Origin of the sequence: Streptomyces sp. NPDC005266 (assembly GCF_040607655.1) — a bacterium.
In the GTDB taxonomy this organism is placed as follows: domain Bacteria; phylum Actinomycetota; class Actinomycetes; order Streptomycetales; family Streptomycetaceae; genus Streptomyces.
Genome location: NZ_JBEXHC010000029.1, coordinates 1 through 25,581 on the forward strand (window position 1 = coordinate 1; position 25,581 = coordinate 25,581).

Genomic DNA, 25,581 nt, shown 5'->3' on the forward strand with positions numbered 1-25,581 from the left:
GGATACTCCGGATCGACGGGGACATAGGCGGCACCGGCCTTCAGCACCCCCCACAACACCACCACCACGTCCACCGACCGCTCCATCAGCACAGCAACCCGGCTCTCAGGCCCCACCCCCCGCCCCATCAACCACCGGGCCACCCGATTCGACCGCTCGTCCAGCTCCGCGTACGACAACGACACCCCGTCGTCATCCACCACCGCCACCGCACCCGGCGCCTGTCCCACCTGCACCCGGAACAACCTGGGCAGCGTCCCACCCGAAACACCCACCGCCGTGTCATTCCACTCGGCCACAACCCGTTGCCGGTCGTCGGCCATGAGGGCGTCGAGGCGTCCCACGGGGGTGTGCGGCGCCGTGGCCGCCGCTTCGAGGAAGACCTTGAAGGCCCTTTGGTGGGCGACGAAGTCGTCGATGCCTGGCGACGAGGCGTCGCCGTCGAAGTCGATCCGGATCCGGCCGTCGCCGGATCCCCCGCGGACGGTGATCATCAGGTCCTCGACGGGTGGGATCGACACGTCGTGCGCCGTACCCAGCGAGCCCGCGAAGTCCAGGTCGTGGTCGAAGGCGACGACGTTGACCAGGGGCCCGAACTGCCGTTTGCCATCGGCCGGCCAGTCGAGTTCGCGACGCAGGTCCTCGCCCCGGAACCGCTGGTGCCGTGCGATGTCGCGCAGTTCGTCCCGCACTCTCCGGGCCAGGGTGAGGATGTCGTCCCGCGGGTCGACCCGCACCCGCATCGGCACGATGTTGGCCATCGTGCCGGGTGTGCGCCCGGCCAGAGCGGTGATCCGGCCCGTCACGGAGACGCTGAAGACGACATCCTCGCTGCCGGTGTTCCGGCTGAAGTAGGCGGCGGCCGTGCCGATGACGACATGGGACCAATTGACGCGGGACGCCGCGGACAGCTGTCGGAGCCGCTGCGCGCCGGAGGCGTCGAGGCAGGTGGTCTCCCTGCGGAAGGCGGCCTCGGCCCCGCCGCCGACGGGCAGGCTCACCGGGTCGGGCCGGTCGGCGAAGCGGCCGGTCCAGTAGGCGCGGTCCCGGTCCTGGTCGGCGGAGGCCCGGTACTCCTCCTCCTCGTCCAGGAGGTCCGCGAGCGATCCGAACCGGGCGCGGGCGCGGGGCGTCCCGCGGACGAGGGCGGTGTAGATCTCCGCCACGCGCCGCCCGAAGACGGACCAGCCGTAGGCGTCCATCACGACGTGGTTGTACCGCTGGTACCAGAGGTGCCGGTGTTCGGAGATCCGCAGCAGCGCGTAGGCGAAGAGGGGGCTCGCCGTCGGATCCGCCGGGGTGGAAAGATCCTTGCGCATCCAGGCGTGCGCCGCGCCCTCCGGGTCCGGGGAGGTGCTCAGGTTGAGGACGGTGAGGGACCACTCGGGGGCCGCGGGGATCTGGTGGGGGCCGGCGAGGTCCTCCTCGATCCGGACGTTGAGCCCCTCGGTCTCCGCGACGGCCTGCCGCAGCGCGGTCTCGAACGAGGGCCCGTCGACCGGCCCGTCGATCTCCAGGTACTCGCCGGAGTTGTAGACGGGGCTGGGATCGCCGATGCGCTGCGCGAGCCAGATGTCGTACTGGGCCGCGGACAGGGGCAGGCCACGGTCGTCCTGAGACATGCGAGTCCCTCACTCCAGGTTCGGTACGTTGCGAGCGCGGCGTCAGTCGGCCGCCACCAGGCCGTAGATGGACGCGAGGCTCGGTGCCTCGAGCAGATCGATGACGCTGACGCTGCGTCCCGCCCTCTCCTCCAGGGCGGTGACGAGCCACAGCAGGTGGACGGAGTCCCACCCGGGCAGGTCGTGCAGACCGCGCTCGGCGTCCTCGACGGTCACGGGCAGGCCGATCTCCTCGCGGATCAGGCCGATGAACTCTTCGAGGTCCTTCATGGGAGCTCGCCTTGGGACGTGTCGTCGAGGTGGATGTGCGAGGGCACCGGGGCGATGTCGGTCAGCGGGTGCCGGAAAGCCAGCACGTGCCCGACGCCCGGGGCGCCGTCCTCCGGGCCGCCGTCCTCCGGGCCGCCGATCGGGGCGAAGCCGTTCCGCGGGTAGAAGTCGGCGACCCGCCGGTTCTTGGCGGTCTCGCGGTAGCGGCCGACGACGGCGCTGGCGCCGGTGGTCCGGGCCTGCCGAAGCACCCAGCACAAGCAGGCCTCCTCGATGGACCGGGAGAAGACCCTGCAGCTCAGCAGGAAGTTGTCGATGTGCAGCAGGTCGCCGTCGCGCCGCGCCAGGACCGCGCCGACCAGTCCGTGGTCCCCGAACCGGTCACCGGCGTGGACGGCCAGAGTGAGCGCTGCGGGGTCCTTCGTCAGGGCGAGTACGTCGGCGGGCTGGAGCCGCTCGGCGGTCAAATTGAACTGGTTGGTCCGCAGGGTGAGTTGGGAGATCCTGGGCGCCTCGGCCTCGGTGGCCGGTCCGATGCGCAGGTGGACGCCCAGCTCGCGCAGGTAGTCCTCGGTCGAGTCGAAGCTGTCGAGGAAGCTCTTGCGCGCCGCCCCCTCCCGGTAGCGCGAGGCCCGGACCCGGTCCTCGGCGGTGACCTCCCGCACGTCGAACCAGCCGTCGCGCAGCAGGGCGCTCCGGTGCCAGGCGGGTTCGCCGTCCACGTCGACCACCGCCACGCCCGGCAACTCCCGGCGGACCAGCTCGCGTTCGAAGGCGCTGTCGTCGACGAAGACGAAGCTGTCGACGGACAGGCCCAGGGTCTCGGCCAGCTGCCGCAGGTTGTCGTGCTTGGGCTGCCAGTTGGCGACGATGTGGACGAAGTCCTCTTCGCGCAGCGCCATGCGCGGGTGCTCGCGCAGCGCCCGGCTCACCGTCTCGGGCTCGTTCTTGCTGACGGCCGCGAGCAGGACACCCTGCGCGCCGAGCTGGCGGACGACCCGCTGGAACGCCAGGAACGCCTCGCCGCGGTGGCCTTCGCCGATCTCTATGCCGTCCACTCCGTCGTCGCCGAGTACACCGCCCCACAGGGTGTTGTCGAGGTCGAGCACGAGGCATTTCTTGGCGCGTCCGGTCAGCTGCCGGGCCAGGTGACCGATCTCCGCCGCGTACGCGGAGAGCAGGCCGTCGGTCAGATGGGCCTTGGCGTAGGTGCTGAGCCGGTCGTCGCTGACCGGCACCCCCTGTGCGGCGATGGGGTCGAGGTCGAGCACGACGACCGACGGGTTGTCCTCGGCGAGCCGCAACAGCCGTGCGTTGGCCTCCCGCCACACCGCGCCCAGCCGGCCGCGGGACCGGTGGTCCACGAGCTGGCGGGTGTGGCCCGGCAGCAGCGGCATCGTGTTGAGCACCAGCGTGCCGGGGGTCTCGGCGAACCGGGCGGCGAGCCGTTCGATCAGGGCGAGCTTCTCCCCCGCGACCCGGGCCACGTCATCGGCGCCCCAGACCACCGGCACCTCGTCGAACACGATCATCGGGTCGAGGACGCACAGGACGAGGTCCGGGCGGGCCGCGTTCAGGGCGCCTGCGGGGTCGAGCAGGTCGAACACGTAGTTGTCGAAGTCGGACAGCGCCGTGCGCGCCACCAGGCCGTGCCGGGCCAGCTGCGCGGCCAGCGCCGGGGCCAGGGCCGCGAGGGTGCCGTGACCGGTGATGCCGATGGTGACAAGGGGCACCTCGGGGTGGGTCCGCGAGATGTCCTCGGGGTCGAGCCGGGCGAGCAGCCGTCCGGCGCGCAGGAGATCCGCGCCCGAGAGGCGGGCCACCAGCCGGCCCGCTCTCGGGTATTCGGCGACCAGGCGACCCGCTTCGGCCAGATTGCGCAGCTCGGCCGCGGCCGAATCGACAGCGGACACGGTCACCTCCTCGGCGGTTCGGTGTCCGGCCCGAGGGGACGGAGGTCGGCGCCGCCCAGAATCCGCAGCGGAGGCGGGCCGGCGGGGCCGCCCTCGGCCCCGCCGGCAGGCGCGGGCGCGCCGGGGGGCGGGCCATCGGGTACGGCCTGCTGGGGGCCGCCCGGCGGCGGACCGCCAGGGGCGCCGAAGGGCTCCGGACCGCCCGGACCGCCCGGACCGCTGAAGCTCCCCGGACCGCCCGGACCGCTGAAGCTCCCCGGACCGCCCGGGCCGCTGAAGCTCCCCGGACCGCCGGGGCCGCCGGGAGGCGGACCGGCGGGCAGGCCGAACTGCGGGCCGCCGAAGTGCTGCGGGTCGCCGGGACCGCCGAAGGGATCGGGGCCGCCCGCGAGCTGGGGGACGGGTTGGGGCTCCTCGGCCCGGGGGCGCTGCGCGGCGAACTGGGTGCGGTAGAGCTCCGCGTAGAGCCCGCCTTGCAGCAGCAGGTCCTCGTGGACGCCCTGCTCCCGGATCTCACCGCCCTCGACAACCAGGATCTGGTCGGCCTCCCGGATGGTGGACAGCCGGTGGGCGATCACCAGGGAGGTGCGGCCCGCGAGCGCGGTCTTCAGCGCGCGCTGGACGGCCGCCTCCGACTCCGAGTCCAGGTGCGCGGTGGCCTCGTCGAGGACGACGACCGGGGGCGCCTTGAGGAGCAGCCGGGCCAGGGCGATCCGCTGCTTCTCGCCGCCGGACAGCCGGTAGCCGCGGTCACCGACGATGGTGTCCAGGCCGTCGGGCAGGGACGAGATCAGGCCCCAGATCTGCGCCGCCTTGCAGGCTTCGGTCAGATCGTCCTCGGTGGCGTCCGGGCGGGCGTACATCAGGTTGGACCGGAGGGTGTCGTGGAACAGATGCGCGTCCTGGGTGACCATGCCGATGGTCTGCTGGAGCGACTCCAGGGTCAGGTCGCGGGCGTCGACGCCGCCGATCCGGACGGTTCCGGAGGTGGGGTCGTACAGCCGGGGCACAAGGTGGCTGATCGTGGTCTTGCCCGCGCCGGAGGGCCCGACCAGCGCGGTGAGTTTGCCCGCCGGGAGCTTGAAGGCGAGGTCCTTGAGGGTCAGGGCGTTGTCCTTGCGCACCTGCGAGGGAAGGGCGATGGACTCCAGCGAGGCTAGGGAGACGTCGGAGGCGGCCGGGTAGCGGAAGCTGACGTCCTCGAACTGGATCTCGGGGGCCTGCTTCCCGCTGCCGGGCGCCTGCTTGGCGTCGGGCTTCTCCGCGATGAGGGGCCTCAGGTCGAGCAGTTCGAAGAGCCGGTCGAAGCTGACGAGCGCCGTCATCACGTTGGCCTGGAGGCTGGACAGCTGGTTGATCGGTCCGAACAGCCGGGTCAGCAGTGCGGCCAGGGCGACCAGCGTGCCGAGCTCGAAGGCGTCGCGGATGACGAGGGCGCCGCCGATGCCGTAGGTCACGGCGGTGGCCAGGGTCGCCATCAGGGTGACGGACACCATGAGCATCCGGGAGTAGACGAAGGTGACGACGCCGATGTCGCGGACCCGGCCGGCCCGCTTGCGGAACAGCTGGGTCTCGTGGGCGGGCCGGCCGTACAGCTTGGACAGCAGCGCGCCCGACACGTTGAAGCGCTCGTGCATCAGCTGGCCCATCTCGGCGTTCTGCTCCATCGACTCCCGCATGAGCCGCTGCATCCGGCGACCGATGATCTTGCCGGGCAGGACGAAGAACGGCAGAAGGAGCAGCGCGACGAGGGTGATCAGCCACGAGAGGTAGAACATCGTGCCGAGCACGAGGACGAGCGAGAGGACCCCGGACACGACCGTCGACAGCAGTGTGGTGAGGGCCTGTTGAGCCCCCACCACGTCCGTGTTGAGCCGGCTGACGAGCGCGCCGGTCTGCGCCCGCGTGAAGAAGGCGAGCGGCTGCTTCTGGACATGCTGGAAGACCTCGGTACGCAGGTCGTAGATCAGCCCCTCGCTGATGCGGGCCGAGTACAGACTCTGGGTGAAGGCCGCGGCAGCCTCCAGCAGCGCGAGACCGGCGACGCTCAAGGACACGGCCAGGACGACGCCGTTGTCCCGGGGAATGATTCCCTTGTCGATGAGGACCTTGAAGAGCAAGGGGCTCGCCACCGTGATCACCGCTTCCAGAGTGGTGATCAGCAGGAGGAGCGCCACGGCCCAGCGGTAGGGCTTGATGTAGGGGAGAATGCGCGGCACGGTGCCGGGTTTGATTCTCTGTCGGGTCGGCCCTTCCTCAGAGCCGTACCCGTGTATCACCATTTGCGGCCCCGAGCCGCCGATCATGGCCACCAAATCTCCTTGTTGGTCGAGTCAGCGGACGCGCCTGAGCTATTCGGACTCTTCGAAGTCGACCCGGGAATGACTCTCGACCGCGGCCTCTCTCCGAAAGGGAAACCGGCGTCGTTACTGGGCGCCCTCGTACTGCTTCATTTCCTCGATAAGGCTCTTGGGACGCATATCCGTCCAGGTCTCCTCGATGTAGTCGAGGCAGGCCTTCCGGGTGTCCTCGCCGAACGCGATCTCCCAGCCTGCCGGAACGTCCGCGAACGTGGGCCAGAGGGAGTACTGGCCCTCATCGTTGACGAGCGCGTAGAACACACCGTCCTCGTTGTCGAACGGATTCGCCATGTTCGTCCCTCCCCGTGAAGTCGATCCGATTCCATAAATGCGCGTGCTTTCGCACTATTCGACTTCGAGCGATCGTAGTTGCCGCGATCTCAGGCGACAAGCAAGGAAGACGGGCGTCCAACCATCCGATTCCGACACTTGGACACCTGCCGGAGCATCAAGAGTCCCAACAGCACGGCAACGATTTGCGGTTTTCCCTACGGGCACCATGCGAAAACGGCCGGCGGCGGGCGAACGGCCGTCCAACCGTGCATTTTTCCATTTGCCCGCCGCCCCGACCGCCCTGCCGGGTGGTACATCGAAGGATGTAGAGCCGTTTCATCAGTCGCTATGACGCCCGTGGCGGGACGGGAAGTGAGGATGGACCGGAAGTCTCCGCACGTCTTGAGGACTCAGATGACCGGCCTTCACCCGCGCACGTCCGCCCCCTCGACCACCGTCGCCCTCGGCCGCGCCCTGACCGGTGGTCTGGTGATGGCCACGGCGCTCGGCGCCGGCACCGCACTGGGCTCGGCCGGGGCCGATGCCCTCGGTATCACCGGCCATGCGGCCCGGCTGATGCCCGCCGCGCTCGTCACCACGCTCTCCGTGCCTCTTGTTCTGCTGCTCGTACGCGGGGACCGCCGGTCCCCGGCGTGGCTCGGATTCGGCGGGCCGGGCGCGAGCGTGCGTGCTCTGCTGACCGGCGCGGGAGTGACGGCGGCCGCGGCCGCCCTCGTCCTCGGCGCCGGTACCGCGGCCGGCATGCTGCGCTGGTCGCGCGTCGAGCCCCTCACCCTCGCCGAGTTCCTCCTCTCGAACGGGGTGATCGCCTTCCTGCTCGAAGCCCTGCCGGAGGAGACGACGCTGCGCGGCTACGCCTGGGCCTCACTGCGCCCACGGTTCAGCGGTGCGGTGGCGGCCCTCGGCACGACGGCGGTGTTCCTGCTGGTGCCGGGGGTCTCCACCGTGGCCGCGGCCGCGACCGCACCACTGGTCGGCGGCGAACCACAACCGATGGGGATCGCACCGGACGGGCAGCGCCCCGCCGACTATCTGATCCTCCTGACCATCTTCGGGCTGACACTCGTAGCGGCCCGGACGGCAGTGGGCCGGGCTCCCCTGTGGGCCGCCATCGGCACCCATCTGACCTTTCTGACCGTCAACCGGATCGTCCTGGAGGGAGATCGGCGCCACACGGGCTGGGACATCCGGCAGACGACACCGGACGCGGTGCTGCTCGTCCCCGCCTATCTGCTGGTGGCCACCGCCGGATTCGCCGTGTGCCGATGGCGCGCACGTGAAGGACGAGTCAACCCGGGCTCGGCGAAGGACCGTTCCGCTCGCCGCAGGACACCGGTCGGCCGCTGAACGGCACCACGCTGCCGCCCGTCTCCAGCACCTCCCCGTGAGCCCCGTCGTCACAGGATCCGTGAATGGCCACCACGGTGACAGACCGGCCGTCCCCGGCCACCTCGACCAGCCGGCCGAGCGGCGCCGAATCGTCGATGGGAAGCTCCCCCGGCCGGTCTGATCGGCGGCTTGTGGAGCCTTGCCCGCACATCGTCGCCGGTGAACGAGCCCATGTGTGTGCCCGCGCCCATAAGGCTCCCCCCCCATACGGCGACTCGGCCTGGCCGCCACCGAACCGGTCTTCCCAGGAGCCCGATCCGGAACTGCCAGCGGGCCAGTGGCTTGGTGATGAGGGGCGATTTTCGGCCAGGATCTCGGTTAAGGCGGGCGTGAGAAAAAGGGGCGTACGACGGCCATTGCTATCAAGAGAGAACGGCCCGGAATAAGGCATTCCATTTACCCACTCAAATCCCGTGAAACATTTGACAGAAGCAACGAGGGAGCCGTACGGTCGAACCTGACCAAAGGCATGTCCGCGCCACCCCTTGGCAGTTATGGAGAATTTTGGTCGTATGAAGGGCATAGTTCTGGCCGGGGGCAATGGCACCCGACTGCATCCGCTGACGCATGCGGTATCGAAGCAGATGCTTCCCGTTTACAACAAGCCGATGATTTACTACCCGCTCTCCGTCCTCATGCTCGGCGGTGTACGGGACATCTTGATCATCTCATCGCCTTCCCATGTGAGCATGTTCAAGGAGTTATTGGGAGACGGCAGCAAGTTCGGACTGAACATCGAGTACGCCGAGCAGCAGGTCGCGAACGGTATCGCGGAAGCTTTCATCATCGGCGCCGAGTACATCGGCGATGATTCGGTGGCACTGGTACTCGGCGACAACATCTTCCACGGTCCGGGGTTCGGTCGGCTCCTCCATAAGGAGATGAGCGAGGTCGACGGCTGTGTGCTCTTCGGTTATCCGGTGAGCGACCCCCAGCGCTATGGCATCGGCGAAGTGGACGAGCGGGGAACTCTTGTCTCCCTTGTGGAGAAGCCGGCCTCGCCCCGCTCCAACCTGGCCGTGACCGGTCTGTATCTGTATGACAACGACGTGGTGGACATCGCGAAGAACGTCCGCCCGTCCGCCCGTGGCGAGTTGGAGATCACGGACGTCAACCGGGTCTATATGGAGCGCGGCCGGGCCAAGCTGATCAATCTGGGCCGCGGCTTCGCCTGGCTGGACACGGGCACCTACGACTCGCTGCTGCAGGCGTCGCAGTATGTGCAGGTGCTCGAGCAGCGCCAGGGCGTACGGATCGCCTGCCTGGAGGAGATCGCTTTCCGTATGGGGTTCATCGACGCCGCCGCGTGTTACTCACTCGGCAGCCAATCAGGGCGTACGGATTACGGCAGGTATCTGATGGAGATTGCCGAAAAGGACTGAGAGGCAGCCAGTGCGGATAGTAGTCACCGGAGGAGCCGGGTTCATTGGCTCGCACTTTGTCCGGCAGGCGATCAAGGGTCACTACCCGGGGTTTTCGGACGCCGAGTTGGTGGTGCTCGACAAGCTCACCTATGCGGGAAACAGGGCGAACCTCGCCGCGGTCGCGGACAGTCCCCGACTGCGCTTTGTCGAGGGCGACATCTGCGACGAACGGCTGGTGGGGGAATCCCTGCGGGGGGCCGAGCTCGTGGTGCATTTCGCCGCCGAGTCGCATGTCGACCGTTCGATCGCCGGGGCGGAGGACTTCATACGGACGAACGTCCTGGGCACGCACACCCTCCTCAATGCCGCGACGGAGTCCGGTGTGGGTAAATTCGTGCATGTCTCCACGGACGAGGTGTACGGATCGCTGGAGGGCGGCGAAGCCCCCTGGGCGGAGGAAGAGGCTTTGAAGCCCAACTCGCCCTATTCCGCGTCCAAGGCGTCGGCCGACCTTCTGGCACTGGCCGTGCACCGCACCCACGGACTGCCCGTCTGCGTCACCCGAGGCTCCAACACCTATGGCCCTCATCAATACCCCGAGAAGATCATCCCGCTTTTCGTCACCAACCTTCTCGACGCCAGGAAGGTCCCGCTCTACGGCGACGGCGAGAATGTGCGGGACTGGCTCCATGTGGACGACCACTGCCGGGGCATAGCGCTGGTGGCCGAGGGGGGAAAGCCCGGCGAGGTGTACAACGTCGGCGGTGGCACTGAATTGACCAACCGAGAGGTCACCCACCGCCTGCTCGAATTGCTGGGCGTGGATCAGTCGATGGTGGAGTACGTGCCCGACCGCAAGGCACACGACCGCCGGTATGCGATGGACATCACGAAGATCTCCGGTCAGCTGGGCTACCAGCCCGCCGTGACCTGGGAAAAGGGCCTCGCCGAGACCATCGGCTGGTACGCCGCGCACCGCGAATGGTGGGAACCCCTCAAGCAGTGACTCAGTCATGGTCCGAGTCGATGAGCCAGGTGCCCGGCATGGCCGGATCCCTGCCTCGCGGAGCGCAAGCACGCCGAGCCGGAGGCCGTGGTGGCCTCCGACTCGGCGTCCTCCTTCCATCGCCCGTCAGCTCATCTCGGCTGTCAGGACAGTGACGCGGGGGCCCTTCAGCATCAGCTCCTGGTCGCAGGGCGGAAGCGGGAATCCGGCCCCCGGGATCACCCAGCAGGTGCGGTCCTGGGCGAGTACGGAGACCAGTTCGGCCAGGTCAGGGTCGGTGGCGAACACGTTGGCGCCCGCGGTCGCGTCGAGGACCACCAGGGCGGGGTCCTGCGCCATCGCCCGTACGAGAGCCAGTCGCCACCGGTCGGCCTCGGACAGCGCCGGCTCCTCTGAGGAACCGGTCGACAGCGCCTCGCGCAGCCGGTCCACGGCGGCCCGGACCACGGACCGTTCCCTGAAGGACGACGTGCCCGGGGCGTCGGCCGGCTCAGTGGACTCAAGGAATCGGGCAGCGTCCTGCCGGGTGAGATCCGGTGCCTCCGACGAGATCCGGCTCACCCGGCGGTCGATGTCACGGACCGCGAGGGCGGAGATGTCCACGCCGCCGATCCGGACCCGTCCCGAGGTGGGTGCCAGGTCGCCCGTCAGCACATCGCCCAGCTCGAGCCGCGCGCCGTCCGGCGTGCCGAGGAGTGCCGTGGTGCTGCCCGCCGGGATCCGGAAGGAGACCTTGTCGAGCACCGTTTCGCCCGCGACCACCAGGCTCACGTCCGCGAACTCGATGTCACAGCGCTCGGGCCAACCGGTCCCGGCCGATGCGGGGTCACCGGCCTCGATGAGCCGGCCAAGCGTGGTCAGGGTCGCGCGCGAGTTCATGACGGTGCTGGTCAGCAGGGCCGCCTCCATCACCGGCTGGAAGGTCAGCACCGACAGCACGACGAGCGCGACGCTCTTGGTGGGCGACAGATCGCCCGCGGTCGACAGCGCGGCACACACCCCCACAGCGGCGCATATCGCGAGTTCGATGACCCGCCATGGCAGCGTCTCTCCCGCGGCGGGGAGGAGGACGGACGAGGTCCGGCCGCCCGGAGCGGAGGCGGGTCGCCCGTACGTGCGCCTCAGCCACTCGGCACCGTCGGGCTCCTCGGTCCGGGTGAGCAGCCTGGCCGCGCCGAAGGCCGCCGCCGCCAGCACCAGCAGGCCCCCCGCCAGCGTCGCGGCGAGGAGCGGCGACACGAACGCGCTGATGACGATCACCGTCAGCGGGGTGACGACGGCGGCCACCAGCGGGCGCAGCACATGCGCGGGCAGCCCCATCAGCACCACGACCGCGCTGCCGTTGAGGGCGGCGAGCCGGTCCGCGTAGGCCGTGCCGAGCGACCGGGCGGGCAGCTCGGCCGCGCGCTCGGCGACGGCCTTGTGCAGGGTGGTGACCAGGTCGGCCCCCAACCGGTTGCCCATGGGGACGCTCCGGTAGTGCAGGGCGGAGTGCACCACGGCGACCGCCGCGAGGGCGGCGATCCACGCCCAGGGAACAGGCTTGTCCGGCGTGAAGAGGTCATCCGCGATCGGGACCACCAGGGCGAAGGCGATGCCCTGGGTGACCGCGCCGAGCACCAGGAACAGCAGCAGCGATACCACCGCCGCTCTCCCGGGCGCGTGCAGGAAGCGAGCAAGAACGGCCCTCATCAGGTGATCTCCTGGGATGTCGCGGATCGGGGAGCGGCCGCGGCGGCCCGCTCGGTGGCCGGGAGCGCTTGGCACAGGGCCGCGTACCGGCCGCCCGCGCGGATCAGCTCCTCGTGCGGGCCGGACTCGGCCACCTCCCCCTTGTCCATCAGCACGATCCGCCCGTCGGTGACCACCGGCGGACCGCAGCTCACGACGACGACAGCGGCCCGCTCCCGCAGGTCGGCCACCGCGGCCCGCAGGACGTCCGGGTCGCCGCCGAACGCCCGCTGGTCGAGGAGCACGACCCCGCGGTCGTCTCCCGCGACCACCCTGGCCAGCGCGATGCGCTGGATCTCCGGGTAGGACAAGGACACTTCTGCGCCGACGACCGAGGCGTAGCCGCGGGGGAAGGCGGAGACGGTGTCGTGGACGCCGGTGAGCCGGGCGGCGCGTTCGGCCGCTTCCGGGGTGCCGTCGGCACGGTCGGCTGTGATGTACGCGCCGACGGCGCCGATGACGACGGCCGGTTCGGCCTCGACCGAGGTGAAGCGCTCGGGGGGCGTGGCGGCCGTGATCCGGTCGGTCAGCCGGTCGGCACCTTCCGGGGTGGACTCGATGACCGTCAGCACCCCGCGTTCGGGCAGCTCGAGGCCAGGGCTGTCGGGGCTGTCGGGGCTGTCGGTGTCGGCGGGGGCCGCCGGTCCGCCGGTGGCGAACGCGGTCAGCCGTGCCGTCGCCTTCTTGCCCTCCCCGACCTCTTCCATGGAGTAGGTGCTGGCCAGCAGAGGCGCCGCCAGGCCCGCGCCGATGACCAGGAAGGGCACGAGGTCGGCGGGGGCCAGCGCGTCGGACCGGACCATGAGCGCTCCTCCGCACAGCACGGAGACAAGGACGCTCAGCGGCGAGAAGGCGATCTCGGCGAGTGCCCGGCCACCGAGCAGGGTGCCGATGCGGGACAGGAAGAAGCCGCTGAACCCGTCGGTGGCCTCGGTGAGCCGGCGGGCCGAGATCCGGGTCGTCATGGCCGTACGGGCCCGCGCCCCGGCCCGGTTGACCCGCGCCTGAAGGCCGATGGTGGGGCGCACCGCGTCAATGGCGGCGATACTGGCCACGTACTCGTCCTGCATCTCCTTGAAGAAGCGTGCGGAGATCACGCCGAAGGTGATGAAGCCGAGCAGGATGGGGAGCAGGGTCACCAGTGCCATCCGCCAGTCGGCCCAGAACAGATAGCCGATCGACAGGAAGAACACCAGCACGGCCGAGAGGAGTTCCGATCCGGCCCGGCCCACCATCACCCCGGCGGAGGCGATGTCGCCGCCCAGGGTGGCGCCCTGCGCCCGCCAGTCCGCGTGGATCCGGCGGGCGGGCGGGTTGCCGCGCAGCCTGCGGGCCACCCCGGCGCGCAGGAGCTCCTGGCCGCGGGTGGCCGCCTGCCTGCTGAGCGTCCGCCCCGAGAGCTGCGCGAGGAGCCCGGCCACCACCGCGCCGACGGCTATGAGGACGAGCCCCTTGAGCCGGCCGGTGTCGGGATCGGCGGCCAGTACTTCCCGGCAGATCTCCACGACGACGACCATCGCCCCGACGGTGGCGACCGCCGCGGCCGTCTCCAGGAGGAGCGCCGCGCGGGTACGCCACTGGATGCCCACGGTCGGCGCACTCGCTGTGCTCATCGCTTGGAGACCAGGTAGTCGCCGATGACCAGGTGGTCGATATCGGTGCCGAGGAAACATTCGACCGCGTCCTTCGGGGAGCAGACGATGGGCTCGCCGGCGACGTTGAAGGAGGTGTTGACCAGGCAGGGCACGCCGGTGCGCGCGGTGAACTCGCGGAGCAGCTCGGCCAGCAGCGGGTTGCCGTTCTCGGTGACCGTCTGGATGCGGGAGGTCGCGTCCACGTGGGTGGCCGCCGCGATCTTCTCCTGGTACTCCGGCCGCACCGGGAAGACGAAGGTCATGTACGGCGAGCGCGTCTTCTTGCCCATCTCGAAGACGCGGGGCGCGTCCTCCTCCAGCACGATCGGCGCGAAGGGGCGGAAGGGCTCGCGGTGCTTGACCCGGTTGTTGATGATGTCCTTCATGTCGGCGAAGGACGGATTGGCGAGGATGCTGCGGTTGCCCAGTGCCCTCGGCCCGTATTCGGTGCGACCCTGGAACCAGCCGACCACGGTCTTCTCCGACAGCAGCTCGGCCGTCTTCTTCGCCACCTCGCCCGCGGGCAACTCCTGCCAGGTGACCGAGGAGGCGTATGCGTCGAGGGTCTCGCGGATCTCCTCGCCGCTGAACTCCGGTCCGAGGTAGGGCGACTCGGTCGGCGCCACGGGTTCCGCCTTGTCGGCCGCGACATGGGCGGCGGCGCCGATGGAGACTCCGGGGTCGCTCGCGCCGAAGCTGACCTCGACGCGCTCGAAGTCGAGGTCCTCCAGGAGCTTGGTGTTGTTGACGCAGTTCAGCGCCAGCCCGCCCTCGAAGATCAGGTCCCGCAGGTCCGTCGCCTCGGCGAGCGCGCGCAGCTGGTGCGCGGTCACCTTCTCGATCATCTGCTGGGCGGCGCAGGCCATCCGGACCTGGAAGTCGAACTCGCGGCGATTGCCGTCGTGCCCGCCGAACAGCTCGTCGAACAGGGTGTCGTAGGCCCGCGGGCCACGCGGGTCGTACGCCAGGGCCAGCGAATACCGGCCGCCCTCCTGAAGGGTGACGACGTCGGTCAGGAAGGGGTTGTCCCCTTCGGGGGCCTTCCCGAATCCGGCCAGGCCCATGACCTTGTACTCGTCGTTGTTCGGCACGAAGCCCAGGTAGCGGGTGACCGCGCTGAAGAGCTGGGCGATCGAGTTCTGCGCGTCGATGGTGAACCGGTCGAAGACCTCGACCTTACCGTTGCGCACCTCGCCCATGATGGTGCTGTCCGACTCGGCCTGGCCGTCATTGATCAGGAAGGCGGCGTCGCCGAGGCCGGAGAAAGTACGTCCACAGGCCAGATGGGCACGGTGGTGCGGGACCGTGATCAGCTTCTCGTCGGGCAGCGCGTAGCCGGTGTGGCTGGTGAAGTCCTCGATCAGCGCGTTGCGGCCCAGCGCCCCGGTGTACAGCTCGCCGAAGGAGGCGATCGCCGGGAACTTGTACTCGGGCGGAATCGGCGCCTGCGCCAGGCGTACGAGGGCGGCGTCGGCGAAGTCCGCGTTGAAGTTCCATCCGAAGGCGTAGTAGTCCACGTCCTCGTAGCCGATTCCGGCCCGCTCCAGACACCAGCGCATGGCCTCGGCCGGGAAGGCGGTGGTCTTCTTCCGTCGGTTCATCCGCTCTTCCTCGACGGCGGCCACCAGCTCGCCGTCGATGAACAGGGCGGCGGCGGCGTCGTGGCCGAGAAAGCTGTGCCGGTCGACGGAGTCCTGGGTGTAGCCGTAGAGCCGCCCGAAGAGTTCCGCGATGCGGGAGAAACCGTTGTAGCCGAGAATGATCATTTCATGTTCCTTCGCAGGCCGCGGCCGCCGTTGGCCGCGGGTCGGTACAGGGGTGGGTGTGGGACCACGACGCCGCCGGGTCACAGATCGCGTTCGGCGAGCCAGCGCTCAACCGTCTCGGCGGTCAGTGCAATGTTGTCCTCCATGATCGTGAAGTGGTCGCCGGGCGTGATGGCGGCCGTGTGCGGGAAGGGCCAGGACGGCCGCCAGCCGTCGCCGTCGTGGCCGCTGTCCTGGTGGGGCAGCGGAGCCTCGGCGCGCAGGAACAGCACCGGGCTCTGTATCGGGGCCACCTGGCAGTCGTCCATCAGGGCGTGGTAGCGCCCCATGGCGGTGAGCCGCACGCCGCTGAACGCCCCGGGCCCGAGGATGTGTTCGCGGGCGAACAGGCCGTCCATCATCGCGTTGGTCAGCTCGTCCGAGAACTGGCTGCCGGACCGGAAGGTGTCGATGAGGACCACGGCGGCGGGGGCGGGGCCCGACCGCTCGGCCCGCATCGCGAGGGCGTAGGCGATCAGCCCGCCCGCCGAGTGGCCGAGCAGCACGTACGGCCCGGAGCCGACGGCCGAGCGCAGCGCGGCGAGCTGCAGCTCGATGAAGGTCCCGAACGAGTCGGGCACCAACTCCCCCTCGGAGAAACCGGGGTTGACCAGTGCGAGCACATCTCTCTCGCCCTGGAGCCGCTGCGACAGCGCGGCGTACTGCACCGGTCCGGCCGTGGCGGTGATGGCGGGCAGGCAGACCACCGCGGCCCGTCCGGAGGGGCCCGTGGCGAGCCGTACCGGCGATGGGACGTGGTCGGCCACGGTGTCGGCGGTGAAGGACGGCCGGAGCCGGGCGGCGGCCTGGATGAGGTCCATGCCGACCGTCCCGGCCTGCCCCAGCGCGTAGGACTGCCGGTAGAGCGCCTCGATGGTGTCGAAGGGGGACGAGGGCGTGCCCGCGGCCTCCCCGGCGGCGGCGCGTGCGGGGCCCGTGCCGACCAGGTTGGCGAGGTGACCGGCGAGCCGGGCCGTGGTGGAGTGCTCGAACAGCGCCGTCGCGGGGAGCGCCAGGTCCAGCAGCGAGTCGAGGCGGTCGCGCAGGGCGATGCCCGCCAGCGAGTCCACCCCCAGATCGAGGAACTCCACGTCCACGTCGATGTCCTGGGCCTCACCGAGGCGCAGGACGGCGGTCAGCTCGCCGCGGATGATGTCCTCCAGCAGTCGGCGGCGTCGGCCGGGCGCGGCGGCCAGGACCCGGGAGAGGGTGTTCTCCTCCCGCGCCCGCAGCGGCGGTTCGCGCCGGGCGGGCACGGCCGTCCCGGAGGCGGGCCCGAACTCGGCCGTGGGCACGGCGCGCAGGGTCAGCCGGTCGACGCTCGCGACCGGCCGCCCCTCGGGGTCGGCGAGGCGGACGCTGACCGCGTCCGGTCCGGCGCTCGCGAGCCGTACCCGTACGGAGCCGGGGGCCGTGGAGTGCAGCCGCACCCCGGACCAGGTGAGCGGCATCCGCAGGTGCGCCTCGCCCGGGTCGAAGAACTCGCCCGGGCCCACGGCGTGCAGGGCCGCGTCGAGCAGCGCCGGGTGCAGCTCGAAGCCGCCCGGGCCGGCGGCCGCCTCCGCCAGGGCCACCTCCGCGAAGAGGCAGTCGTCGCGCCGCCACGCGGCGCGCAGGCCCTGGAACGCCGGTCCGTACGCATAGCCGTCCTCGGCCGAGCCGTCGTAGAGGCCGTCCACCTCGACCGGCGCCGCGCCGGGCGGCGGCCACACGCCCGCGAGCTCCTCGAACCCGGCCGCGCCGGTGTTCTCCGGCTCCGGGGCGAGCACTCCCCGGGCGTGACAGGTCCACTGTGTCTCCTCGCCCGGGTGCTCAGGGCGCGAGTGGACGGTGAGGGCGCGTCGGCCGTCCTCGTCGGGGGGACCCACCTGGACCTGGATGTGCGCGGCGGCGTCGGGGTCGAGGACCAACGGCGATTCCTGGGTGAGTTCGGGCAGCCGGGGGCAGCCGAGCTCGCGTCCCGCGTACAGCGCCCAGTCGATGAGCACTCCGGCGGGCAACAGGACGGTGGACCCGGCCGTGTGGTCGGCGAGCCAGGGGTGGGCGGTCCGGGAGAGCCTGCCGGTGAACAGTGCGGTGTCGCCCTCGGCGGGCACCACCGCGCCGGCCAGCAGGGGGTGGTGTGCCGTGTCGAGCCCGATCCCGCTCGCGTCGCCGGGGGCGGCGGGCGCCTCCAGCCAGAACCGCTGCCGCTGGAAGGCGTACGTCGGCAGTTCGACCGTCTGCGTCGGCCGCCGCACCAGGGTTGGCCACTCCACGGCGGCGCCGTGTGACCACAGCGTGGCGGCCGAGCGCAGCAGCGCGGCGCGGTCGTCGACTCCGCGCCGGAGGGAGCCCACCACGACGGTGTCGTGCCCGGCGGCGGCCGCCCGGGCGGCGAGGTCGGCCGTGGCCACCGGGTGGGAGCTCACCTCGATGAAGGTGTCCCTCCCGTCCCGCAGCAGCGCATCGAGCGCTTCGGTGAAGCGGTCGGGGGCGCGCAGGCTACGGTTCCAGTGGTCCGCGTCCGCGCTTCGCGGGTCGAGCAGGCCTCCCGTGACGGCGGAATAGAGCGGGATCCGCCCGCGGTGGAGGGCGACCTGCGGGGGCGGCTCGGGCGCCCGGCCACCGTCCGCGGCGGCCAGCCGTCCCTGCCACGCGGCCAGCGCCGCCCCGTCGCCCTGCGCCAGCGCGCCGCAGACGCAGGCGGCGGCGGTCTCTCCCTGGGCGAGGCCGATCACGGCGCTGGGCGTGATGCCGATGGAGCGCCACAGCTCGGCCAGCGCCACCATGACGGCCCACAGGGCGGGCCGGGCGACGTCCGGGCGCTCCAGCGTCTTCGGCTCGCCCCGCAGCACGTCGAGGAGGTGCCAGCCGGTGTGCGGCGCCAGCGCCTCCGCGCACTCCCCCAGCGCCTTGGCGAACACGGGCGAGGACTCCAGCAGCCCGGTCGCCAGGCCCGGCCACGCCGACGCCTCGCCGGGGAACACGAACGCGGCCTTCGTGCGGGTACGGGCCACCCCGCGGATGACGTCCGCTCCCCCGGTGCCCCGGCCCGCCAGGGCGTCGAGGCCCTCGGCGAATCCGGCGCCGTCGGCGGCGAGGAGGACCGCGCGGTGGGCGAAGGCGGTCCGGGCCCGCACGAGGGCCCCGGCGACCTCGGCCACCGGAACACCGGAGGCGGCGGGGCCGGTGGTGAACTCCCGCAGCCGCTCGGCCTGGTCGCGCAGGGCGTCGGCCGACGTGGCCGACACCACCCAGGGCAGGGCTGCGGCCGGGTCGGGCTCGACCACGGCCGAGGGCCAGTCGGAGGTCTCGTCGAGGGCCGCGACGGCGGGCTCTTCGGGGGCCTGTTCGAGGACGATGTGGGCGTTCGTGCCGCTGATGCCGAACGAGGACACCGCCGCCCGGCGCGGCCGCCCGGCCTCGGGCCACGGCACCGCCTCGGTCACCAGCTCCACCGCGCCCGCCGACCAATCCACATGCGGCGTCGGCTCATCCACATGGAGCGTCGGCGGCACCACACCGTGCCGCATCGCCATGACCATCTTGATGACACCCGCCACACCGGCCGCCGCCTGCGTATGACCGATGTTCGACTTCACCGAACCCAGCAGCACCGGCCGCCCCGCCGCACGCCCCTGACCATAGGTGGCCAGCAACGCCTGCGCCTCGATCGGATCGCCCAACGGCGTCCCGGTGCCGTGCGCCTCGACCACGTCCACCTCGCCGGCCCGCACGCCGACTCCGGCGAGCGCGTCGGCGATCACCCGTTGCTGGGAGGGGCCGTTGGGCGCCGTCATGCCGTTGCTCGCACCGTCCTGGTTGACCGCGCCACCCCGGACGACGCCGAGCACCCGGTGCCCGCTGCGGTGCGCGTCGGACAGCCGCTCGACCAGCAGGACGCCGACGCCCTCCCCCCACGCCGTGCCGTCGGCCGACGCCGCGAACGCCTTGCACCGGCCGTCCGCCGCCAGCCCCCGCTGCTTGCCGAACTCGGTGAAGGCGGCGGGGGTCGAGACGACCGCGACACCGCCGGCGAGGGCCAGGTCGCAGGTTCCGCGGCGCAGCGCGGTGACCGCCATGTCCAGGGCCACCAGCGAGGAGGAACAGGCGGTGTCCACCGTCACGGCGGGCCCCTCCAGGCCGAAGGTGTAGGCGATCCGTCCCGAGGCCACGCTGCCCGCGTTGCCGTTGCTCAGATAGCCCGCGATCTCCTCGGGCACCGCCTGCAGCCGCGCCACGTAGTCGTGGTGCATCAGTCCGGTGAAGACCCCGGTCCGGCTTCCCCGCAGCCGGGTGGGGTCGATACCGGCCCGCTCCACGGCCTCCCAGGACAGTTCCAGGAGCAGGCGGTGCTGCGGATCCATGGCCAGCGCCTCGCGCGAGGAGATGCCGAAGAACCCGGCGTCGAAGTCGGCGGCGTCGTAGAGGAAGCCGCTCTCCCGTACGTAGGTGGTGTTGGCGCCGGTTCCCTCCGGGTCGTAGAGCGCGTCCACGTCCCAGCCGCGGTCGGCGGGGAATCCGCCGATGCCCTCGCGGCCGTGCAGGACCATGTCCCACAGGTCCTCGGGGGAGCGCACATCGCCCGGATACCTGCAGCTCATGCCGACGATGGCGATCGGTTCGTCGGCCGGTACGGGCGTCCGCCGCACCCGGTCGCCCGTGCCGGCGGCCGGAACCAGCGCGGATCCGAGGAACGCGGCCAGCGACTCGGGGCTGGGGTAGTCGAAGACGAGCGTCGTGGGCAGCCGGACGCCGGTGACGTCGGCCAGCCGGTTGCGGAGTTCGACGGCGGTCAGCGAGTCGAAGCCCAGGTTGGCGAAGGACTCGGCGGGCGCGATGTCGGTGGGCGCCGCGTGTCCCAGCACGGTGGCGACGTGTTCGCGCACCAGATCGACCAGGAGCGCCGACCGCTCCCCCTCCGGCAGGCCGCGCAGCCGATCGAGCCGGTCCGCGTCCCCGCCGCCCGGGGTGGCTGCCGCCCGTCGCCGGTGGGTGGGGGCCAGGGCCCGCAGCAGCGCGGGCGGGTCGCTCTGGCCGCGCAGGTCCAGGTGTACGGGAACGAGGACGGGCTCGGGCAGCCGGGTGGCGGCGTCGAACAGCGCAACGCCCTCGACCTCGGAGAGCGCCCGCAGACCGCCGCGGTTCAGCCTGTTGAGGTCGGTGTCGCTCAGGGAGCCGGTCATCGCGCTGGTCTCGGCCCACAGTCCCCAGCTCAGCGACTGCGCGGGCAGGCCCTCACGGTGTCGCGCTCGCGCCAGGGCGTCCAGGAAGGTGTTGGCCGCCGCGTAGTTGGCCTGCCCCGGGGAGCCGAAGATCCCGGCCGCCGACGAGAACAGCACGAACATCCCCAGGTCCCGGTTCCGGGTCAGCTCGTGCAGCTGCCAGGCGGCGTCCACCTTGGGCCGGAAGACCGCCGCGAGGCGCTCCGGCGTCTGTGATGTGATCATCCCGTCGTCGAGGACACCGGCCGCGTGCACCACGCCGCGCAGGTCGGGGAGGGAGTCCAGGAGCGCGGCGACGGCGTCCCGGTCGGCGACGTCACACGCCGCCAGCCGGACCGTGGCGCCCAGGGCGCCCAGCCTCTCGGCCAGTTCGGCGGCGCCGGGCGCGTCCGGGCCGCTCCGGCCGGCCAGCACCAGGTCGGTGACCTGGTGGGCGGTGACCAGGTGACGGGCGACGGCCGAGCCGATGATCCCGGTTCCGCCCGTGATCAGCACGGTGCCCCCGCCGGACCAGGGGGCGGGGACGTCCGCGGCCGGGGCGGGGTGGCGTACCAGACGGGGCACGAACAGGGCGGTGCGGCGGACGGCGAGCTCGGTCTCCCCCGCGGCGATCGCCGCCCGGACCAGGTCCGGCGGGACGTCGGCCGCGTCGGTGTCGGTGTCCAGGAGCGCGATCCGGTCCGGGTGCTCCGAGCGCGCGGAGCGCACCAGGCCGTGGATCGCGGCCTGGGCGAGGTCGATGCCGTCACCGGAGGTCACCTCGACGCCGCCCCGGGCCACCACCACCAGCCGGGCGCCGCCGAGTTCGTCGTGGGCCAGCCACTCCCGCACCCGCTCCAGGACGCGCGCCACCGAGGTCCGTACCCGCTCCGGCACCGGGGCGCCGGAGCAGTCCGGCCCGGCGCAGTCGAGCAGCACGAGGTCGGCGCCCTCGGCCACCGCGGCGGCGGCGAGTTCGGCGGCGGGCGTTCCGTCCGCCCACACCAGCGGCCGTGCGCCGGTGGCCGCCGGGTCCGGCCGCTCCCAGCGCTCCCATCGATGGGCGTACAGGGACTGGGGCACCGTCGGACGCATCTGGGTCTGCGTCACCGGGCGCAGCACCAGCTCGTCGATGCCCACGACGGGCGCCCCCTGCGCGTCGGCGATGCGGACCCGTACCGCCGCGGTGCCCACGGTGGACAGCCACACCCGCACTGCCCGGGCGCCGCTCGCCCACAGCCGTACGCCCGACCAGGCGAACGGCAGCCGGGCCGCGCCCTCGGCGTCGTCCACGACGCCGCCGAGGCCGATACCGTGCAACGCGGCGTCCAGCAGCGCGGGGTGGATGCCGAAGGCCTCGGCCTCCTGCGTCGCGTCGTCGGGCAGGACGACCTCGGCGAAGAAGTCGTCGCCGCGCCGCCAGGCCGCGCGCAGCCCCTGGAAGGTGGGCCCGTAGGCATAGCCCTGCCCGGCCAGCGCCGGGTAGAAGTCCTCGACGTCGATGGGCGTGGCGGCGCGGGGCGGCCACTGGCCGCCGGCCACCGCGCCGAAGTCGGTGGTGTCCGGGGCCGGTGGGGAGAGCGGCGCCAGCACGGCCTGGGCATGGCAGGTCCACTCCGCCGGGCCTTCGGCACCGTCTTCGGGGCGCGAGTGGACGCTCACCGACCGCCGGCCATCGGCGTCGGCCTGTCCCACGACCACCTGGATCTGCACCGCTGTGGCGGCGTCGAGCCGGAGCGGGGTCTCCAGGGTCAGGTCCTGGACCTGTCCGCACGCCATGTCCTGCCCGGCGCGCAGGGCGAGTTCGACGAAGGCCGTCCCGGGCAGCAGCACCGCGCCCAGCACCGCGTGGTCGGCCAGCCAGGGGTGGGTGGCCAGGGACAGGCGGCCGGAGAGCACGGCGGTGTCGCCGTCGGCCACGCTGACCGCGGCGCCGAGCAAGGGGTGGTCGACGCCGGTCAGGCCCGCCGAGGCGACGTCCGCGGCGGGCCCGCGCGAGGAGATCCGGGGCCAGAAGCGACGGCGCTCGAAGGCATAGGTCGGCAGGTCCACATGGCCCGCCGGGGAGGGCAGCACCGCACGCCAGTCGACGTCGATCCCGCGGGTCCACAGGGTCCCCACGGCCCGTAGCAGGCTCGCGAGGTGCGGCCGCTCGCGGTGGGCGACCGCGGTCACGGTCGCCTGCCCGTCGCCCAGGCTGTCCTCGATCGGCCGGGTGAGCACCGCGTGCGGGCCGATCTCCAGGAAGACGTCGGCCCGGCCCTCCAGGGTGCGTACGGCGTCCTGGAAGCGGACCGCGTGGCGGGCGTGGCGGATCCAGTAGTCCGGGGAGGTCAGCTCCTCGGCCGTGGCCGTCGTGCCGGTGACGGTGGACACCAGGGGGAGCTTCGGCGGGGACCAGGTGAGCCGCGTGAGGACCGAGCGGAACTCCTCGAGCATGGGCTCCATCAGCGGCGAGTGGAAGGCGTGGCTGACCCGCAGCCGCCGGCTGCGCCGCCCGGCCCCGTCCGCGGTGGCGGCGACCCGCTGGACGGCGTCGGCGGCGCCGGAGACGACGACGGCCGACGGGCCGTTCACCGCCGCGATCGCCACCTGGTCCGCGGGCTCGTCCCGCAGCCACCGCTCGACCTCGGCCTCTGTGGCGTCGATGGCCAGCATGGCGCCGCCGTCGGGGAGCGCCTGCATGAGCCGGCCGCGGGTGACGGCCAGCGTCACCGCGTCGGCCAGCGAGAGCACCCCGGCCACGTGGGCCGCCGCGATCTCGCCGATCGAGTGCCCGAATACGGCGTCGGGTACCACGCCCCACGCCTGAAGGGCACGGAACAGGGCCACTTCGACCGCGAACATGGCGATCTGCGTGTAGGCGGTCCGGTTGACCAGCTCCGGGTCGGCGGTCCCCCGGGCGAGGACGAGGTCCGCCAGGGAGGCGCCGAGTTGCCCGTCGGCCTCCGCGCACACGGCGTCGAACGCTGCGGCGAAGGCCGGGATCCGCTCGTACCACTCGCCGCCCATGCCCGCCCACTGCGCGCCCTGTCCGGCGAAGACGAAGGCCACCTTGGCGCCGGGGCGCGCCGCGCCGCGCACATGGTGGCGTCCGGAGGTGGCCTTTCCCGCCAGCGTGTCCAGCACCTCGGCGAATCCGGCGGGGTCCTCGGCGAGGACGACGGCGCGGTGCTCGAAGGCCGTCCGGGTGGTGGCCAGGGCGACGGCCGCCCCGGCCACGTCGGGGTCCTCGGACGCGAAGTCGCGCAGCCGCTCGGCCTGGCCGCGCAGGGCGGACTCCGAGGCGGCCGAGAGGATCCAGGGCAGGACGCCGTGCTGCGGCGCCGGGTCGGCGGCGGGCTCTTCCGGGGCACCTTCCCGGGCACCTTCCCGGGCGTGTTCGAGGACGATGTGGGCGTTCGTACCGCTGATGCCGAACGAGGACACCGCGGCCCGGCGCGGCCGCTCGGCCTCCGGCCACGGCACCGCCTCGGTCACCAGCTCCACCGCGCCCGCCGACCAATCCACATGCGGCGTCGGCTCATCCACATGAAGCGTCGGCGGCACCACACCGTGCCGCATCGCCATGACCATCTTGATGACACCGGCCACACCGGCCGCCGCCTGCGTATGACCGATGTTCGACTTCACCGAGCCCAGCAGCACCGGCCGCCCCGCCGCACGCCCCTGACCATAGGTGGCCAGCAACGCCTGCGCCTCGATCGGATCGCCCAGCGATGTGCCCGTGCCGTGCGCCTCCACCACGTCCACCTCGGACGCGGCGACCCCCGCGGCCGCGAGCGCGTCACCGATCACCCGCTGCTGGGAGGGGCCGTTCGGGGCGGTCAGACCGTTGGACGCGCCGTCCTGGTTCACCGCCGAGCCCCGCATCACGGCCAGCACCTGGTGGCCGTTGCGGCGCGCGTCCGACAGCCGCTCGACCAGCAGGACGCCGGCGCCCTCGCCCCACGCGGTGCCGTCGGCCGACGCCGCGAACGCCTTGCACCGGCCGTCCGCCGCCAGCCCCCGCTGCTTGCCGAACTCCGCGAAGACACCGGGGGTCGACATGACCGTGACCCCGCCGACGAGTGCGAGCGGGCAGTCGCCGGACCGCAGCGCCTGGGCGGCCAGATGCAGGGCGACCAGCGAAGCGGAGCAGGCCGTGTCGACCGTGACGGCCGGGCCCTCGAAGCCGTAGGTGAAGGCGATACGGCCGGAGACGACGCTTGCCGCGGTGCCGGTCAGCAGATACCCGAGTGACTCGTGGCCGGCGTGGTGCAACAGGCTCGGGTAGTCCGCGCCGTTCACCCCGATGAACACGCCGGTCCGGCTGGTGTGCAGGGTCGTCGGGTCGATGCCCGCACGCTCGAACGCCTCCCAGGACGTCTCCAGCAGCACCCGCTGCTGGGGGTCCATCTCCAGTGCCTCGCGCGGGGAGATGCCGAAGAAGGCCGTGTCGAAGTCGGTGGCCGCGTCGATGAATCCGCCGCGGCCGGGCGGCCCCTCGGGGCCGGCGTCCATGGCGCCGGTCCGCCAGCCGCGGTCGTCCGGGTAGTCGCCCATCGCGTCGCCACCGCCCCGCACGAACTCCCAGAAGGCTTCGGGGGTGTTCGCGTGGCCGGGGAAGCGGCAGCTCATACCGACGATGGCGATCGGCTCGCGCTGCGCGTCCTCCAGGTCCCGGACCCGCTGCCGGGTGCGCTTCAGATCCGCCGTCACCCGCTTGAGGTACTCGACGACCTGCTCTTTATCAGCCATGTTGCAAACCCCTCATAGAACCGCACACGTGCGTGGGCGTCGCGCGCATCAGCTCAGTCCCAACTCGTCGTCGATGTAGCGCAACAGGTCGTCCTCGGACGCCGAGCCGAGCCCGTCGTCCCCGGTGTCCTGCGCCCCGGATCCGTGGTGCTGTCCGGCCGACCGCTCCCGCGTGGGCGTCGCGCGCATCAGCTCAGTCCCAACTCGTCGTCGATGTAGCGCAACAGGTCGTCCTCGGACGCCGAGCCGAGCCCGTCGTCCCCGGTG

The 25,581-nt window shown here is 71.9% G+C and carries 13 protein-coding genes; 3 read left to right on the top strand and 10 right to left on the bottom strand.

The window, feature by feature from the left end; translation table 11 throughout:
* The 5 genes from ABZU99_RS32615 to ABZU99_RS32635 all read right to left on the bottom strand — a co-directional run.
* Positions 1–1,622: condensation domain-containing protein (locus ABZU99_RS32615; protein WP_356050149.1), on the bottom strand; the 1,622-nt coding region annotated here is incomplete at its 3' end.
* Positions 1,623–1,664: 42 nt separating this feature from the next.
* Positions 1,665–1,892: an acyl carrier protein gene (locus ABZU99_RS32620; protein ID WP_355954209.1), complete on the bottom strand. Its 228-nt coding sequence runs from the start codon at positions 1,890–1,892 to the stop codon at positions 1,665–1,667.
* Positions 1,889–3,805: an HAD-IIIC family phosphatase gene (locus ABZU99_RS32625; protein WP_356050148.1), complete on the bottom strand. Its 1,917-nt coding sequence runs from the start codon at positions 3,803–3,805 to the stop codon at positions 1,889–1,891. The genes ABZU99_RS32620 and ABZU99_RS32625 overlap by 4 nt, the downstream gene beginning before the upstream one ends.
* A 2-nt stretch (positions 3,806–3,807) precedes the next feature.
* Positions 3,808–6,024, bottom strand: a complete 2,217-nt coding sequence (locus tag ABZU99_RS32630; protein ID WP_355954203.1) for an ABC transporter ATP-binding protein — start codon at positions 6,022–6,024, stop codon at positions 3,808–3,810.
* 207 nt (positions 6,025–6,231) lie between these two features.
* Positions 6,232–6,456 (bottom strand): MbtH family protein, encoded by a 225-nt coding sequence (locus ABZU99_RS32635; protein WP_355954200.1) that lies wholly within the window; start codon positions 6,454–6,456, stop codon positions 6,232–6,234.
* A gap of 396 nt (positions 6,457–6,852) precedes the next feature.
* Between ABZU99_RS32635 and ABZU99_RS32640 the strand changes: the two genes are divergently transcribed.
* The 3 genes from ABZU99_RS32640 (at position 6,853) to rfbB (ending at position 10,218) form a co-directional block, all read left to right on the top strand.
* On the top strand, positions 6,853–7,806 hold the full coding sequence (locus ABZU99_RS32640) for a CPBP family glutamic-type intramembrane protease (protein WP_356050147.1): 954 nt from the start codon (positions 6,853–6,855) through the stop codon (positions 7,804–7,806).
* Positions 7,807–8,360: 554 nt separating this feature from the next.
* Entirely contained in the window at positions 8,361–9,230 is an 870-nt protein-coding gene (rfbA, locus tag ABZU99_RS32645) for a glucose-1-phosphate thymidylyltransferase RfbA (RefSeq protein WP_355954194.1), read from the top strand.
* Between the two features lie 10 nt (positions 9,231–9,240).
* Complete coding sequence (gene rfbB, locus ABZU99_RS32650) at positions 9,241–10,218, top strand: dTDP-glucose 4,6-dehydratase (RefSeq protein WP_356050146.1); 978 nt, start codon at positions 9,241–9,243, stop codon at positions 10,216–10,218.
* 126 nt (positions 10,219–10,344) lie between these two features.
* On the opposite strand, the gene ABZU99_RS32655 is transcribed toward rfbB, so the two are convergent.
* From ABZU99_RS32655 to ABZU99_RS32675, 5 genes are all read right to left on the bottom strand, one after another.
* On the bottom strand, positions 10,345–11,910 hold the full coding sequence (locus ABZU99_RS32655) for an ATP-binding cassette domain-containing protein (protein ID WP_356050145.1): 1,566 nt from the start codon (positions 11,908–11,910) through the stop codon (positions 10,345–10,347).
* A complete protein-coding gene (locus ABZU99_RS32660; protein WP_356050144.1) occupies positions 11,910–13,562 on the bottom strand; it encodes an ABC transporter ATP-binding protein in 1,653 nt (550 codons plus the stop codon). The genes ABZU99_RS32655 and ABZU99_RS32660 overlap by 1 nt, the downstream gene beginning before the upstream one ends.
* The gene (locus ABZU99_RS32665) at positions 13,559–15,349 is read right to left on the bottom strand and encodes a carbamoyltransferase C-terminal domain-containing protein (RefSeq protein WP_356050143.1); all 1,791 of its coding nucleotides are present in this window, start codon (positions 15,347–15,349) and stop codon (positions 13,559–13,561) included. Before ABZU99_RS32665 ends, ABZU99_RS32660 begins: the two co-directional genes overlap by 4 nt.
* 80 nt (positions 15,350–15,429) lie before the next feature.
* On the bottom strand, positions 15,430–25,314 hold the full coding sequence (locus ABZU99_RS32670; protein ID WP_356050142.1) for an SDR family NAD(P)-dependent oxidoreductase: 9,885 nt from the start codon (positions 25,312–25,314) through the stop codon (positions 15,430–15,432).
* Positions 25,315–25,362: 48 nt separating this feature from the next.
* The gene (locus tag ABZU99_RS32675) at positions 25,363–25,503 is read right to left on the bottom strand and encodes a hypothetical protein (protein ID WP_356050141.1); all 141 of its coding nucleotides are present in this window, start codon (positions 25,501–25,503) and stop codon (positions 25,363–25,365) included.
* Between the last annotated feature and the right edge of the window lie 78 nt (positions 25,504–25,581).

Bases quoted from the DNA above. Each gene is read 5' to 3' on its own strand.
- ABZU99_RS32640 (WP_356050147.1), top strand. From the start codon at position 6,853: ATGACCGGCCTTCACCCGCGCACGTCCGCCCCCTCGACCACCGTCGCC.
- rfbA (WP_355954194.1), top strand. From the start codon at position 8,361: ATGAAGGGCATAGTTCTGGCCGGGGGCAATGGCACCCGACTGCATCCG.
- ABZU99_RS32665 (WP_356050143.1), bottom strand. From the start codon at position 15,349: ATGATCATTCTCGGCTACAACGGTTTCTCCCGCATCGCGGAACTCTTC.
- ABZU99_RS32670 (WP_356050142.1), bottom strand. From the start codon at position 25,314: ATGGCTGATAAAGAGCAGGTCGTCGAGTACCTCAAGCGGGTGACGGCG.
- ABZU99_RS32635 (WP_355954200.1), bottom strand. From the start codon at position 6,456: ATGGCGAATCCGTTCGACAACGAGGACGGTGTGTTCTACGCGCTCGTC.
- ABZU99_RS32675 (WP_356050141.1), bottom strand. From the start codon at position 25,503: ATGCGCGCGACGCCCACGCGGGAGCGGTCGGCCGGACAGCACCACGGA.
- ABZU99_RS32655 (WP_356050145.1), bottom strand. From the start codon at position 11,910: ATGAGGGCCGTTCTTGCTCGCTTCCTGCACGCGCCCGGGAGAGCGGCG.
- ABZU99_RS32620 (WP_355954209.1), bottom strand. From the start codon at position 1,892: ATGAAGGACCTCGAAGAGTTCATCGGCCTGATCCGCGAGGAGATCGGC.
- ABZU99_RS32660 (WP_356050144.1), bottom strand. From the start codon at position 13,562: ATGAGCACAGCGAGTGCGCCGACCGTGGGCATCCAGTGGCGTACCCGC.